Source organism: Georgenia sp. G2120 (assembly GCF_055326485.1).
Window position 1 is genome coordinate 98,538 of record NZ_JBUZNL010000008.1, and the last position, 14,091, is coordinate 112,628.

At 74.9% G+C, this 14,091-nt stretch carries 9 protein-coding genes; 3 read left to right on the plus strand and 6 right to left on the minus strand.

The window, feature by feature from the left end:
- Positions 1 to 24: 24 nt before the first annotated feature.
- From ftsY to ACZLMO_RS10470, 5 genes are all read right to left on the minus strand, one after another.
- Positions 25 to 1,230 (minus strand): signal recognition particle-docking protein FtsY, encoded by a 1,206-nt coding sequence (gene ftsY, locus ACZLMO_RS10450; protein ID WP_463653753.1) that lies wholly within the window; start codon positions 1,228 to 1,230, stop codon positions 25 to 27.
- Positions 1,231 to 1,292: 62 nt separating this feature from the next.
- Positions 1,293 to 4,886 carry a chromosome segregation protein SMC gene (gene smc / locus ACZLMO_RS10455; protein WP_463653712.1) on the minus strand — a complete coding sequence of 1,198 codons (3,594 nt, stop codon included), beginning with the start codon at positions 4,884 to 4,886 and terminating at the stop codon, positions 1,293 to 1,295.
- 133 nt (positions 4,887 to 5,019) lie between these two features.
- Positions 5,020 to 5,451 carry a nucleoside-diphosphate kinase gene (ndk, locus tag ACZLMO_RS10460; RefSeq protein WP_425712928.1) on the minus strand — a complete coding sequence of 144 codons (432 nt, stop codon included), beginning with the start codon at positions 5,449 to 5,451 and terminating at the stop codon, positions 5,020 to 5,022.
- A gap of 111 nt (positions 5,452 to 5,562) precedes the next feature.
- The gene (locus ACZLMO_RS10465; RefSeq protein ID WP_425712927.1) at positions 5,563 to 6,060 is read right to left on the minus strand and encodes a DUF4233 domain-containing protein; all 498 of its coding nucleotides are present in this window, start codon (positions 6,058 to 6,060) and stop codon (positions 5,563 to 5,565) included.
- Positions 6,057 to 7,784, minus strand: coding sequence for an AMP-binding protein (locus tag ACZLMO_RS10470; protein WP_425712926.1), 1,728 nt, complete (start codon positions 7,782 to 7,784; stop codon positions 6,057 to 6,059). The genes ACZLMO_RS10465 and ACZLMO_RS10470 overlap by 4 nt, the downstream gene beginning before the upstream one ends.
- Before the next feature lie 198 nt (positions 7,785 to 7,982).
- On the opposite strand from ACZLMO_RS10470, the gene ACZLMO_RS10475 reads away from it, so the two are divergent.
- The gene (locus ACZLMO_RS10475; RefSeq protein WP_425712925.1) at positions 7,983 to 9,206 is read left to right on the plus strand and encodes a cobalamin-independent methionine synthase II family protein; all 1,224 of its coding nucleotides are present in this window, start codon (positions 7,983 to 7,985) and stop codon (positions 9,204 to 9,206) included.
- Positions 9,207 to 9,323: 117 nt separating this feature from the next.
- Here the strand turns inward: ACZLMO_RS10475 and ACZLMO_RS10480 are convergent, their stop codons facing one another.
- Positions 9,324 to 10,697 (minus strand): phosphodiester glycosidase family protein, encoded by a 1,374-nt coding sequence (locus ACZLMO_RS10480; protein WP_425712924.1) that lies wholly within the window; start codon positions 10,695 to 10,697, stop codon positions 9,324 to 9,326.
- Positions 10,698 to 10,977: 280 nt separating this feature from the next.
- On the opposite strand from ACZLMO_RS10480, the gene ACZLMO_RS10485 reads away from it, so the two are divergent.
- Together ACZLMO_RS10485 and ACZLMO_RS10490 are read left to right on the plus strand one after the other, a co-directional pair.
- Positions 10,978 to 13,179: an alkaline phosphatase gene (locus tag ACZLMO_RS10485; RefSeq protein ID WP_463653713.1), complete on the plus strand. Its 2,202-nt coding sequence runs from the start codon at positions 10,978 to 10,980 to the stop codon at positions 13,177 to 13,179.
- 160 nt (positions 13,180 to 13,339) lie between these two features.
- The gene (locus tag ACZLMO_RS10490) at positions 13,340 to 14,056 is read left to right on the plus strand and encodes a purine-nucleoside phosphorylase (protein WP_425712922.1); all 717 of its coding nucleotides are present in this window, start codon (positions 13,340 to 13,342) and stop codon (positions 14,054 to 14,056) included.
- Positions 14,057 to 14,091: the final 35 nt, after the last annotated feature.

Consider the following 14,091-nt stretch of genomic DNA (forward strand, 5'->3'; position numbering starts at 1 on the left):
GAGCGGAAGGTGCGGGCGGGAGCGTCAGCCCAGGAGCGAGTCGACGAAGTCCTCCGGGACGAACGGCGCGAGGTCGTCGGGGCCCTCGCCGAGGCCGACGTACTTCACGGGGACGCCGAGCTCGCGCTGCACGGTGACGACGATGCCGCCCTTCGCGGTCCCGTCGAGCTTGGTGAGCACGATGCCGGTCACCGACACGGCCTCGGAGAAGATCTTCGCCTGCTGCATGCCGTTCTGGCCGGTCGTGGCGTCGAGGACGAGGAGGACCTCGCGCACCGGCGCCTGACGCGACATCACGCGCTTGATCTTCCCCAGCTCCTCCATCAGACCCGCCTTGTTCTGCAGGCGTCCGGCGGTGTCGACGACGACGACGTCCGCGCCCTGCTCGCGACCGCTCCTGACGGCCTCGAACGCGACGGACGCCGGGTCGGCCCCCTCGGTCTCGGAGCGGACGACCGGGACACCGACGTGCTCGCCCCACGTGGACAGCTGCTCGGCGGCGGCGGCGCGGAAGGTGTCCGCGGCACCGAGGACCACCGAGTGCCCCTCGGCGACGAGCACGCGCGCGAGCTTGCCGATCGTCGTCGTCTTGCCCGTGCCGTTGACGCCGACCACGAGGACGGTCGCGGGGTGGGGCGCGCCGTCGTCGCCGACGACGGGGCTGAGGTCGAGCGTGCGGTCCGCGTCGGGGCCGACGAACTCGAGGAGCTCGCGGCGCAGGATGTCGCGCACCGCGCCGGCGTCGCTCGCGCCGGTGACCTTGGCCTCGGTGCGCAGGGTGTCGATGAGCTCGGTGGTGGGGCCGATCCCGACGTCGGCGACGAGCAGCGTCTCCTCGAGCTCCTCCCAGTCGTCCTCGGTGAGCGTGTCCCGCGAGAGGATCGCGAGGATCGCCTGGCCGAACGAGCCGGACCGCGCGAGGCGGGCGCGCAGGCGCTGGAGGCGCGACGGGACGGTCTCGGGCTGCTCGAGGGTGGGGGCGGCCGGCTCGGCGACCTCGGGCTCCGCGACGCCCGGCTCGGCGACGTCGGTCCCGCCGGGGCGGTCCTCGTCGATGACGGCGGTCGGCGCCGCCGACGCGCCCGACGCCGGTTCCTCACCCCCGGGGTACGGGCTCGACTCCCCCGGCGGCAGGGTGTCGTCGCGCCTGCGGCGCGAGGGGGCGAGGAAGAGCCCGGCGACGACCCCGACGACGAGAAGGACTCCGACGACGAGAAGAACGATCTGCAGCGTGTCCACGGGCCCAGTGTCGCAGGGTCGGGAGGTCGGTGTCGGCGAGTCCGACTGGTCGTTCAGGCCGAGGCGTCGGCGCGCTCGATGCGCTGGGAGATGACGGTCGAGAGGCCGCCGCGCATGGTGACGCCGTACAGGGCGTCGGCCACCTCCATCGTGCGCTTCTGGTGTGTGATGACGATGAGCTGGGAGGACGCGCGCAGCTCGGCGAAGATCTCGATGAGTCGCCCGAGGTTGACGTCGTCGAGCGCGGCCTCGACCTCGTCCATCACGTAGAACGGGCTCGGGCGGGCGGTGAAGATCGCCACGAGCAGGGCGACCGCCGTGAGCGAGCGCTCGCCGCCGGAGAGCAGCGAGAGCCGCTTGACCTTCTTGCCGGCGGGCCGCGCCTCGATCTCGATGCCGGTGGTCAGCATGTCGTCCGGGTCGGTGAGGACGAGCCGTCCCTCGCCGCCGGGGAACAGGCGGGGGAAGACGACCTCGAACTGCGCCGCCGTGTCGTGGAACGCGGCGGTGAAGACCTCCTCGACCCGGGTGTCGATGTCCCGCACGATCTGCAGGAGGTCCTCGCGTGACTTCGACAGGTCCGTCAGCTGCTCGGTGAGGAACTGGTGGCGCTCCTCGAGGGCGGCGTGCTCCTCGAGCGCGAGGGGGTTGACCTTGCCGAGGCGGGCGAGGTCCTTCTCGGCCCGGGCCAGCCGCTTCTCCTGCTCGGCGCGCAGGTAGGGCCGCGGCTCGGGCGGCTCCTCGCCGTCGGCGACGGGTTCCGTGGACGGCACGGGCACGTGCGGGCCGAACTCGTCGAGGAGCACCTCCGGGTCGAGGCCGAGCTCCTCGACGGAGCGCTCCTCGACCTGGCGCACCCGCATCATGTGCTCGGTGCGGGCGAGCTCCTCGCGGTGGGCGGCGTCGCGCAGCCCGACCAGCGTCCTGTCCAGCTCCGCGAGCTGGGTGCGCACCGCGGTGGTCGCCTTCTCGCGGTCCTCGCGCTCGGCCTCCGCCTCGGCGCGGCGCGCGGCGGCCTCGCCGACGGCCCGGTCCGCGGCGGCGACGCCCTCCTGCGCCCGCTCGACCACCTCGGCGGCGACGGCGGCCTGCCGGCGGCGGCGCGCGGCCCGGTCGGCGGCCGCGGCGCGGGCTGCCCGCTCGGTGCGGGCGGCGGCCTCGAGGGAGGCGGCCCGGCCGGCGAGTGCGCCCACCCGCTCCTCGACGGTGCGCAGGGACAGGCGCGTGTCGGTCTCGGCGGACCGGGCCTCGCGGGCGGCCGTGGTGGCGGCGTCCCGCTCGGTCGTGGCCCGCTCGAGGTCCGCCTCCGCCTCCTCGGGCTCGCGGCCGGCCAGCTCGAGGCGCTCGCCGAGCTCGGTGAGGACCTCGCGGTGCTCGACGAGCGCGGTCTCCGCCTGCTCGCGCGCGGGCCCGGCCCGCTCGATCTCGACCCCGGAGTCCCGGATCGTCTGGCGCAGCCGGCCGAGGCGCTCGGTGACGGCGGACAGCTCGGCGTCCGAGGCGTGCAGGGCGTCGAGCGCGGCGTTCGCCTGCTCCCGGGCGGCCTCGACCTCCTCGCCCGCGGGGCCGAGCGCGAACCGGGTGGCCTCGGCGCGGCGGGCGGCGTCGTCGGCGTCGGCGAGCGCCTGCTCGTGCGCCGCGTGGAGGCTGAGGACCGAGGACTCCTCGCCGCTGCCGCCGGACACCGCCGCGGCCCCGACCACGTCGCCGACCCTGGTCACCGCGGTCAGTTCGGGGCGGGCGGCGACGGCTGCGCGGGCCGACGTGAGGTCATCGGCGAGGACGGTGCGCCCGAGGAGCCGGGCGAGCGTGACGGCCACCTCGGTGCGGGCGGTGACGACGGAGGCCGCGGCGACGACGCCGTCGGGCAGGTCGCCCACCGTCCCGGGGGCCGTGGCGTCCGGGTCGGCGGCGACGACGAGGCGCAGCTTGCCGGCCTCCTGCTCGCGCGCGTCGCGCAGCGCGGTGACGGCGGCGTCGAGTGAGGCGACCACGTGGGCGGCGGCCAGCGGACCGAGGGCGGCCGCGACGGCGTCGGCCCACTCGCCCTCGACCTCGAGGTGCTCGGGCAGCGGGCCGAGCAGGCCCTCGACCTCCCCGCCGGGGGCGGCGTCGGAGGCGGCGAGCCCGAGCGCGAGGGCCTCGGCGCGGGCCTGGGCGGAGGCGCGGTCGGCCTCGGCGGCGCGCAGCTCCTCGGCGAGCCGCTCGGTCTCGCCCTCCGCCTCCGCGAGGCGGTCCGCGGCCTGTTCGTAGGCGGCGTCGAGGTCCTCCTCGCCGGTCTCCGCCCCGGCGACGTCCCGCTCGAGCCGGTCGAACTCGCGCTGCGCCTCCTCGGCGCGGGAGCGCGCGGCGGCCTCGGCGTCGTGCAGGCGGTCGAGCTCGGCCTGCGCGGCCTCGAGGCGGGAGCGGCGCTCGGCGACCTGACCGGTGAGGCGGGCAAGTCCCTCGCGGCGGTCGGCGACGGCGCGGTGGACGGCGGCGAGCGCGTGCTCGGCCGCACGCTCGGCGGTCTCGGCCTCGGTGCGCGCGGCCTCGGCGCCGGCGAGGGTCTGCCGGGCGGCCTCCAGCTCGACGGCCAGCTCCGCCTCCGCCGCGCGCGCCTGCTCGGCCCGTGCCTGGAGCACGTCCGGGTCCCGCGCGTCCTCACGGCGCTCACCCGCCGCGGCCGGCTGTTCGTCGTCGTCGGACCCGTCCCCGGTCCCGCCGAGGAGGCGGACCCGCTCGCTCGCGACGTCGGTGAGCGCGCGCAGGCGTTCGCGGACGCCGGAGAGGCGGTACCAGGTGTCGGTGGCGGCGCCGAGGCGCGGCGCGGCCTCGGCGGCGGCCTGCTCGAGGGCGGCGAGCGAGCGTCGTGCGACGTCCTGCTCCCCCTCGACCTCGGCGAGGCGGGCGGCGATCGCGGCGGTGTCGGTGCTCGCCGAGTCGGCGGCGGCGCGGAGCTGGGCGAGGTCGTCGGCGAGCAGGCGGGCGCGGGCGTCGCGAAGGTCGGTCTGGACCACCTGGGCGCGGCGGGCGACGTCGGCCTGGCGGGCGAGCGGGCCGAGCTGGCGGCGGATCTCGGCCGTGAGGTCCTGGAGGCGGGCGAGGTTCGCGGCCGTGGCCTCGAGCTTGCGCAGCGCCTTCTCCTTGCGGCGGCGGTGCTTGAGGACCCCGGCGGCCTCCTCGATGAAACCACGGCGGTCCTCGGCGGTGGCCTGGAGGACGGAGTCGAGCCGCCCCTGCCCGACGATGACGTGCATCTCCTTGCCCATGCCCGTGTCGGACAGGAGCTCCTGGATGTCGAGGAGGCGGCAGGACTCACCGTTGATCTGGTATTCCGAGCCGCCCGAGCGGAACAGGGTGCGGCTGATCGTCACCTCGGTGTACTCGATGGGCAGCACGCCGTCGGTGTTGTCGATCGTCAGGGAGACCTCGGCGCGGCCGAGCGGGGCGCGGCCCGTGGTGCCGGCGAAGATGACGTCCTGCATCGAGCCGCCGCGCAGGGACTTCGCGCCCTGCTCGCCCATCACCCAGCTGAGGGCGTCGACGACGTTGGACTTGCCCGACCCGTTCGGCCCGACCACGCACGTGATGCCGGGCTCGAGGTGGAGGGTCGTCGCCGACGCGAAGGACTTGAAGCCCCGCATGGTCAGCGTCTTGAGATACACGCCCGCGAGCCTAGGTCAGGAGGGCGGCGATCCCGCGGAACCCGGCCCGTCCCCGCCCCCATCGGCGAGTGAGCGGACTTCCTCCCGGCGAGTGAGCGGACTTCCGCCCGGCAGCCGGGTTCCCGCTCACTCGTCAGCTGGTCGGGGCGAACCAGAGGCCGATCTCGCGCTCGGCGCTCTCGACCGAGTCAGAGGCGTGGACGAGGTTCTCGATGACCTTGCCCTCACCCTCGTGGCCGAGGTCGCCGCGGATCGAGCCGGGTGCGGCGACGGTCGGGTCGGTGGCGCCGACGATGCTGCGCACGCCCTCGATGACCCTGCGGCCCTCGACGACGGCGGCCGCCACCGGCCCCGAGCCCATGAACTCCACCAGGCCGGCGAAGAACGGCCGCTCGGCGTGCTCGGCGTAGTGCTGCTCGAGGAGGGAGCGCTCGGGGGTGAGCATCCGCAGGTCGGTGATCGTGTAGCCCTTGGCCTCGATGCGGCGCAGGATCTCGCCGGTGAGGTGGCGGGCGACGCCGTCGGGCTTGACGAGGACGAGGGTGCGCTCGAGCGGGGAGGTCATGGCGGCAGCCTAGTGGCGCGTCGGGGCTGGTCCGCGCGGCCCGTCCGGCCGGTGGGCCAGGACGGGCGGGTGGGTCGGGCGGGTCAGGTCGGGCGGGTCGGCCCGGGCCGGTCAGGCGGACGGGGTGGCCGACGACGACGCCAGGCGGTGGTGCTCCAGCTCGGCGGCGTAGCGGTCCCGCCGGTCGGAGTCGATGTCCGCGCCCGTGCGCAGCGCGATGAGCCAGATGAGGGCGAACACGACCGCGAGCACGAGCATGAGCGGCACGACGATCGCGACGGCGGCCAGGCCCAGCTGGATGAGCCAGCCGAGGACGCCCACCTCGCGCGGGTACTTCCGCACGAGCCCGGCGCCGACCAGGCAGAGCACCATCGCGGTCATCCCCACGCCCCACACCCACGGCAGCGGGGCGGCCCGCAGTCCGTGCGCGACCAGGGTGGCGAAGAGCATGACGAACGCCTCGAGGGCAAGGATCGCCGTGAGGAACATGACGCGGGCCGACTTCGGCGGGCGCGGGGCGGCCGGTGCGTCCGCGGCGGTGGGGCTCCGGGTCTCCGCGACCTCGCCCGTCGGGGTCGCCGCGGTTCCGCCCGGCTGCTCGCTGCTCACGCCCCCAGGGTAGTTCGGCCGAGGACCACCCGGGCACGGTGCGCGACGGCCGCGCGCTGGACCTGCGCGCCGTAGCGGACGTCGACGGGAATCACCGGCATGCGCAGGACGGCGTCGAGCGACGCGGACCCCGGCAGGAGTCCGGCCACGGCGGCGCGCGCCGCGGCGATGAGGCCCTTCGGCGCCCGCGAGGCCGCCGCCCGGGCACCGCGGTGGCTCCGGGGGTCGGTCTGCAGCACGGCGACCACGTCCTGCGCGCCGCGCGGTCCGACGCCGACGACGCACGCCGCCACCACGCCGGGGATCGACCTCAGCGCGACCTCGAGGGCGACGGGCGTGACGACGCCGTCGGGCGTGGTGATCTCGTTCCCCACCCGCCCCTCGAGCCAGAGCCGGCCCTCGACGTCGAGGTGTCCGAGGTCCCCGGTCCGGTGCCACCCCGTGAGCATCTGGGCGCGCGCCTGCTCGGCGGCGGGCAGGAGGTAGCGGTCGCGCAGGTGCGGGGCGGTGCCGACCACCTCGCCGGTGACGCCCGGGGTGGTGACCGGTCCCCCCGCGGGAGCACCGAGGTGGTCGAGCGGGACGACCGCGACCTCGGCCCCCGGGACCGGCCGCCCCACGCAGGTGCCGCCGCCGGCGCCGCGTGCGGTCGAGGCCGCCGCCGCTCGCAGGTCGGGCAGCGTGAGGTCGGTGAACGGCAGCAGCCCCGCCATCCCGTACGGCGCGTGCATCTCGGGGCCGCCGAGGAGCTGGGAGGCGCGGGAGAGCTCCTCCGCCGTCACGGGCGCACCGCCGACGACGACCCTGCGCAGCCGGGTGAGCGCGTCGCGCTCGTCCGGGCTCAGGCGCCCGGCCGTCCCGACCACGGAGGCGAGACCGGCGGGGCTGACGGCGAGCGTCGGCGAGGGGACGCGGCGTGCGGCGCGGGCGAGCTGCGGCGCGGTGAGGGCGCCGGGGCGGCCGTCGCCCGGGATGACGGTGGGGGCGCCGACGGCGAGGGCGAGCAGCGCGGCCGGGGCGAAGCCGGCCACGAGGCCGTGCGTGTGGTCGATCGGCGCGACATGGGTGGCCGCCCGGCACATCGCGGACAGGGTGCGGTGCGTGTACACGACACCGTTGGGCCGCAGCGACCCGGCGGCCTGGAAGACGACGAGCGCGTCGTCGTCCGGGTCGGGCTCGGCCGGCAGGGCGACCCCGCCGGCGACGAGCTCGCGCCCGTGGTCGAGGATCTCGAGGAACACGCCGCGCAGGCCGAGGAGGCGGCGCTCGTTGGCGGTGATCACCCGCTCGAACGGGGTGCGCACGAGGTACCGGTTGGCGGTCCACCCACGCACCCGCGCCGCGCGCGCCGCCACCGGCGTGCCGAGCAGGTGGTCGAGCTCGGCCCCGCGCAGCGCCCGGTCGAGGCCGCGGGCTCCGAGCCTCGGGTCGGCGAGGACGGCGACGGCGCCGACCCGCAGGACCGCGAACAGGCTGAGGGTGAGCTCGATCCCGGGCGGGACGGAGACGCCGACCCGCTGGCCCGGCCGCACGCCGACGTCGCTCAGGCCCAGGGCCAGCATCTCGACGTCGTCCGCCAGCTCCCGCCACGTCACTCGCCGGCGCAGGCCCGGATCGTCGAGGACGAGCGCGGCGGCGTCCGAGTTGCGCCGCTCGCGCAGCGCGTGCCACAGCGGGCGGTACTCGCCCACCGCCACGGAGGTCCCTGGCTGCTCGTCGCTCACGCGGTCAGCGTAGTGACGGGCGGGCGCGGGCACGTCCTGGTCGCACACCCGGCCGCTCGTGTCCCGCGATGTGGACCGCGCCGGGGCGGCGCGCGAGGGCCGCGGGCGCGGTGCCACAGTGGTCGCCGGGAGCGGTCCGCGCGTCGTCGTCGTGCGCTCGTCTCCCTGTCCACGCCGTCCCCGAACCGAGAGGCCACCATGTCGAAGGTCCGCACCACCCACGCCGGCTCCCTGCCCCGCACCCCGGCGCTCATCGAGGCCAACGCCGCGCGGGCCGAGGAGCGGATCGGCCAGGACGAGCTCACGCAGCTGCTGGAGACCGAGGTGGCCGGGGTCGTCGCGCGCCAGGCCGAGGCGGGGCTCGACCTCGTGAACGACGGCGAGTACGGCAAGCTCATGACCGAGTCGGTCGACTACGGGGCGTGGTGGTCCTACTCGTTCGGGCGCACCGGCGGCCTGAGCATCGACCCGGACGATCAGTCGTGGGCCGTCGACAGCCACCTCTCCTCCCCCGGCGACGTCCGCCTCACCGGGTTCCTCCACCGCCGCGACCGCGCGCTGTTCGCCGGCGCGTACTCCGACCCCACCTCGGGGATCTGGACGGGCGGGGACAAGCCGCGGCCCTTCCCGGTCGTCACCGGGGACCTCACGTACGAGGGCGCCGACGCGGTGCGCGCCGACGCCGACCATCTCGTGGCCGCGCTCGCCGCCGCCGGCCGCGGACCGGAGACCGGGTTCGTCACGGCCCTCTCCCCCGGCTCGGCCAGCCGCATCACCGACCGGCACTACGGCGACGAGGACGCCTACCTCGACGCCTGGGCGCGCGTCCTGCACGAGGAGTACAAGGCGATCCTCGACGCCGGGCTGTGGCTCCAGATCGACGACCCGTCGGTGGCGGAGAACTTCGACCAGATCACCCCCGAGCCCGCGGTGGGCGACTACGTGGCCTTCACCGAGAAGCGCGTCGCGGCGCTCAACCGCGCCCTCGAGGGCCTGCCGACCGAGCGCGTGCGCTTCCACCTGTGCTGGGGCTCCTGGCACGGCCCGCACGCGACCGACCTGCCGCTCGCGGACATCGCGCCGACGATGCTGACGGTGAACGCCGCCGCCTACTCGTTCGAGGCCGCCAACGTGCGCCACGAGCACGAGTGGCGCGTGTGGGAGGACCTCACGCTGCCCGAGGACAAGGTCCTCGTGCCCGGGATCGTCTCCCACGCGACCAACGTGCTCGAGCACCCCGAGCTCGTGGCGGACCGGGTCGAGCGGTTCGCGCGACTCGTCGGGCCCGAGCGCGTGTGGGCGTCGACGGACTGCGGGCTCGGCGGGCGCGTCCACGAGGAGATCGCGTGGGCCAAGCTCGACTCGCTGGTGGCGGGCACGCGGATCGCGAACGAGCGGCTCGCGCGGGGCTCGGCCGCCTGAGCTGCCGTCGCCCCCGAGGGGGCGAGCCCGAACGATCAAAGGACCAGGCACGACGACGACGGCGGGTGCGCCGGACCGAGGTCCGGCGCACCCGCCGTCGTGGCGTCCCCGGCCCGGTCAGCCCGGGAAGACGCCGATGCCGTTGGGCACCTCGCGCAGGACCTCGATGCCGGCCTCGCGGCTGCGGCTGAGCAGGGAGAACTCGGAGTCGAGGTCGGGGCGGCCGATCATGGTCGTCGACCCGCCGCCGTCGAGCAGGACCGCGTCGTCGGAGCCGAGCTCGTCCATCAGCACGGCGGCGTCGCGGGTGGAGATGCCGACGCTGTCGGGGTTCCGACCGTCGACGGAGACGAGGTGGAGCGTCCCGCCGTCCCGCGAGACACCCGCGAGGGTGCGCGGGTTGAGGGGACGCTCGGGGATCTCGCCGACGACGCCGTCGCGGACAACGACGGCGCCCCCGATCGCCCAGTCGAGGCGGCCCGGGGCGTCCGAGCGCGAGCGCACGTGCGTGTTGACGCGGTCCCCGACCTCGAGGGCGCGCAGCTCGTCGGCGCCGTCCTCGCGGCCGAGCAGGACCTGCTGGCCGTCGCCGAGGGCCCCGGTGCCGCCGGCCTCGTCGGAGAGCTCAACCACGCGACCGTCCTCGACGAGGACCTCGAGGACGTCGTCCGTGCACAGCGAGCCACGGTCGACCTCGTCGCCGCACGCGGCGCGTGCGCGGGTGTCGTCGCCCCACGTGTCGCCCCAGCGCGCGTCGAAGATCGTGATCTCGTCCGTGGCCATCCCGTACTGGTTGAGCCCGTCGACGTCGATCCGGCCCTGCCCGCGGGCGGTGACGAAGGCGTCGAGCGAGACGTCGGTGACGACCCCGTGGCCCGAGCGCGTGACCCCGACGACCTCGTCGCCGTCGTTCCACTCCCGGTCGAGCCCCTCGCCGTGGCGCTGCGCGTACGGGACCGCGGACTGGCGGATCTCGCCGTCTCGGATCTCGACGCCGACCGCCGCGAACGTGGCGGAGATGTCGCCGTGGGTGGCGTCGACCGTGTTCTGGAAGAAGTCGCCGTTGACGGCGGCGATCGCTCCCGCGGCCCCGGCCATGTCGTCGAGCCGCTGGGGCGTGGTGATCGTCGGGCCGGTGAGCAGGTCCGTCTCCGCCTCGTCGAGGTCGACGGCCAGGAGGGTGGCGGTCGACGCGCCCTCCGGGGTCGTCACGCGGAAGGTCTCCTGCCGGACACCGTCGGCGAGCTCGCTCGCCGCCGTCCGCTCGATCTCGACCTGCTCGGAGTCCGCGGTCGGGCCGTCGGTGGCAGCTCCCGGGGTGTTCGAGGAGCCGGCGGCCGTCGGCTCGTCCGCGGGTACCGTCGGCTCGTCCGCGGCGGACGGGAGCGCGACGACGGCTCCGGCCGCCGTGGTGGCGACGGCGAGGGCGGCGAGCGCCCGTGCGCGCCGTCCGGCGAGCGAAAGATCGGTGCGGTGGGTGGTGGTAGCCATGGAGACGTCCCCTTCGTCTGGCTGGTTTCGGACGCGCCGGACGCTAGGAAGCCCATGTGTCCGGCACGCGTCCCTCGCGCGTCCCTCGACCGAACACCTCGCGACCCGTGCACTCCGCTCACATGTGGGACCTGCCCATTCACTGCCCCGACGGCTGCTGTTCGCCCGCTCATCGCCCCGCGGACGGTTCCCCTCCGTACCGTCGCCGCGCCGTCCGGCCCCCTCGTTCCCCAACCCAGTGGACGGCGTCACACACCTGTCCCCTCGAAGGAGATCACGCATGCACACGCTTCGGAGCCGACGACGGCTCTCCGGCCTCGGGCTCGCGGCCGCCGGCGCCGTCGTCCTCTCGGCCCTCGCCACCCCCGCGGTCGCTGACGAGCCGGCCGACGGGACGCCGTCGACCGACGAGACCGCCGGCGGGGCCCCGGCGGCCCCCGACGTCACCACGATCGGCGGCGGGGCGGACGGCGCTCCCGAGAACGTCATCGTCGTCGTCGGGGACGGCATGGGCTACAACCACATCGACATGGCCTCGATGTTCGAGGCCGACCAGAGCCGCTACCAGGTGGCGGTCGACCCGGCCACGGGCACCGTCGAGGACGTCGACGGCGACACCCCCACCCAGGTCTACGAGAGCTGGCCCGTCCAGCACGGCATGAGCACCTACTCCGACGGTGGTTCCTACGACCCCGACATCATGTGGGGCAGCCTCGAGGAGTCCGTCGCCGCCGCGTCCACCGACTCGGCCGCCGCCGCCACCGCGATGGCGACCGGCGTCAAGACGACCAACCAGGCCGTCGGCATCGACCCCGAGGGGCAGCCGATCGAGAACGTGGTCGAGCGGGCCCAGGCCCAGGGGCGCGCCACGGGCGTCGTCACCAACGTGGTCGTCCCCCACCCGACGACGGCGTCGTTCGCGGTCCACAACGAGAGCCGCCTCGACTACCTCGCCGTCTCCGACCTGCTGGTCGACGAGAGCGGCCTCAACGTGGTCATGGGCGCGGGGCACCCCTGGTACGACGACAACGGCGACCGCTACGACGCCCCCGACTACAACTACATCAGCGAGGAGACCTGGACGCGCCTCGCGAACGGCGAGACCCCGTTCCAGCTGATCGAGGAGCGCGCCGACTTCCAGGAGCTCGCCGAGACCGACGCCCCGCCGACCCACGTGGTCGGCTTCGCCCAGGCCTGGACCACCACCCAGGAGGCCCGCGGCGACGGCGACAGCGACGCGCCCTTCACCGACCCCTTCCTCGAGTCGGTCCCGACGCTGTCCGAGATGACGCTCGGCGCGCTCAACGTGCTCGACAGCTCCTCCGACGAGGGCTTCTTCCTCGCCGTCGAGAGCGGCGCGATCGACTGGTCCTCCGAGCTCAACGCGCCCGCCCGGGCCATCGAGGAGACCATCACCCTCAACGAGACCGTCGAGGCCATCTCCACCTGGGTCGAGACGAACAGCTCCTGGGACGACACGATGGTGATCGTCACCGCCGACCACGAGGCCGGCTACATCACCGGTCCCGGCGCCGGCGAGACCTGGACGCCGTTGCTCTCCAACGGCGCCGGCGAGCTGCCGGACCACGAGTGGCACCGCGAGGGGCACTCGAACCAGCTCGTCCCCTTCTACGCGCGCGGCGCCGGCTCCGAGGCGTTCGACGCCCGCGCCACCGGCGAGGACCCGGTCCGCGGCAGCTACCTCGACAACACGGACATCGGCCAGGTCCTGCTCGACGAGCTGTGGGCCGAGACCGAGGACCCGGAGGAGCCCGAGGAGCCGGGTGAGCCGACGCCCCCGACCCCGGGTCGCGGCTTCTACCTCAACAACGGCTGGGACGGCCGCGCCGAGCACGAGTTCTCCTTCGGCCGCCCGGGCGACACGGTCCTCGCGGGCGACTGGGACGGCGACAACGTCGACACCCTGGCCGTGCGGCGGGGCAACGCCTACTACCTGTCGAACTCCCTGTACGGGGGTGCTGCCGAGGTCGAGCTGAGCTACGGCCGCGCGAACGACACCGTGCTCGTGGGCGACTGGGACGGCGACGGGGCGGACTCCTTCGCCGTGCGCCGCGAGAACTCCTACTTCCTGACGAACTCCCACGAGTCCGGCTGGGCGGACGCCGAGCTCGACTACGGGCGCGCGGACGACCAGGTGCTGGTCGGCGACTACGACGCCGACGGCGTGGACACCTTCGCCGTTCGCCGCGGGAACAGCTACTTCGTGTCGAACAGCCTGACGACCGGTTGGGCGGACGCCGAGCTCGACTACGGCCGTGACTCGGACGAGGTCCTCGTCGGCGACTGGGACGGGGACGGGGCGGACACGTTCGCCACGCGCCGCGGCAACCTCTACCTGGTCTCCGACTCGCTCGAGTCCGGCTGGGCGGACATCGAGCAGAACTACGGCCGCTCCGGCGACGAGGTGTTCGTCGGCGACTGGGACGGCGACGGCTCCGACACCCTCGGCGTCCGCCGCTGACCGACCCGCCTCACGCGTCAGAGACGCACGACGAACGCTCCTCCACCCGCGGGTGGGGGAGCGTTCGTGCGTCCGACCGACCCACGCACGGGACGATCCGTGGGATCATTCACACGACGTCGTCACCTGCGGCGTCGACGTCGACGTCAGGATTCCCCCCATGGCTACGCCCCACATCGCCGCCGAGCCCGGCGACATCGCTCCCGCCGTCCTTCTGCCCGGAGACCCGCGCCGTGCCGCGCGCATCGCCGAGCTCCTCATGCCGGAGGCCCGCGTGGTCTCCGACGTGCGGGCGAACAAGGTCTTCACCGGCGAGGTCGACGGCAAGCCGCTCTCGGTCATGGCCTCGGGCATGGGCATGGCCTCGACCGTCCTGTACGCCAACGAGCTGTTCGAGCACTTCGGAGTGCAGCGCATCATCCGCGTCGGCACCGCCGGCGGCCTCGCCCGGCACGTGAAGGTCGGCGACGTCGTCGTCGCCCTCGGCGCGCACACCGACTCCGCCATCAACGTGCCTCGCCTGCCCGGCCTGCACTTCTCCGCGATCGCGAGCTTCAACCTCGTCGCCGCCGCCGTCGAGGCCTCGAAGGAGCACGCCGGCGACACCCCCGTGCACGTCGCCCCGATCGTGTCTCGCGACCACTTCTACGGCAACGCCCCCGAGCTCAACGAGGCGCTCGCGTCCTACGGCACGCTGGCGGTCGAGATGGAGGCCGCCGGCCTGTACGGCGTGGCTGCCGAGCACGGTCGCGAGGCCCTCGCTGTCCTCACGGTCTCCGACCACCTGCTCGACCACTCGGGGGACATGTCGCCCGAGGACCGGGAGACCCGCTTCACCCTCGCCCTCACGCTCGCGCTGGCGGCGGCCCACTCCTGACCGAGGCGCGCCCCCGACGGACCGAGGGACCGCGC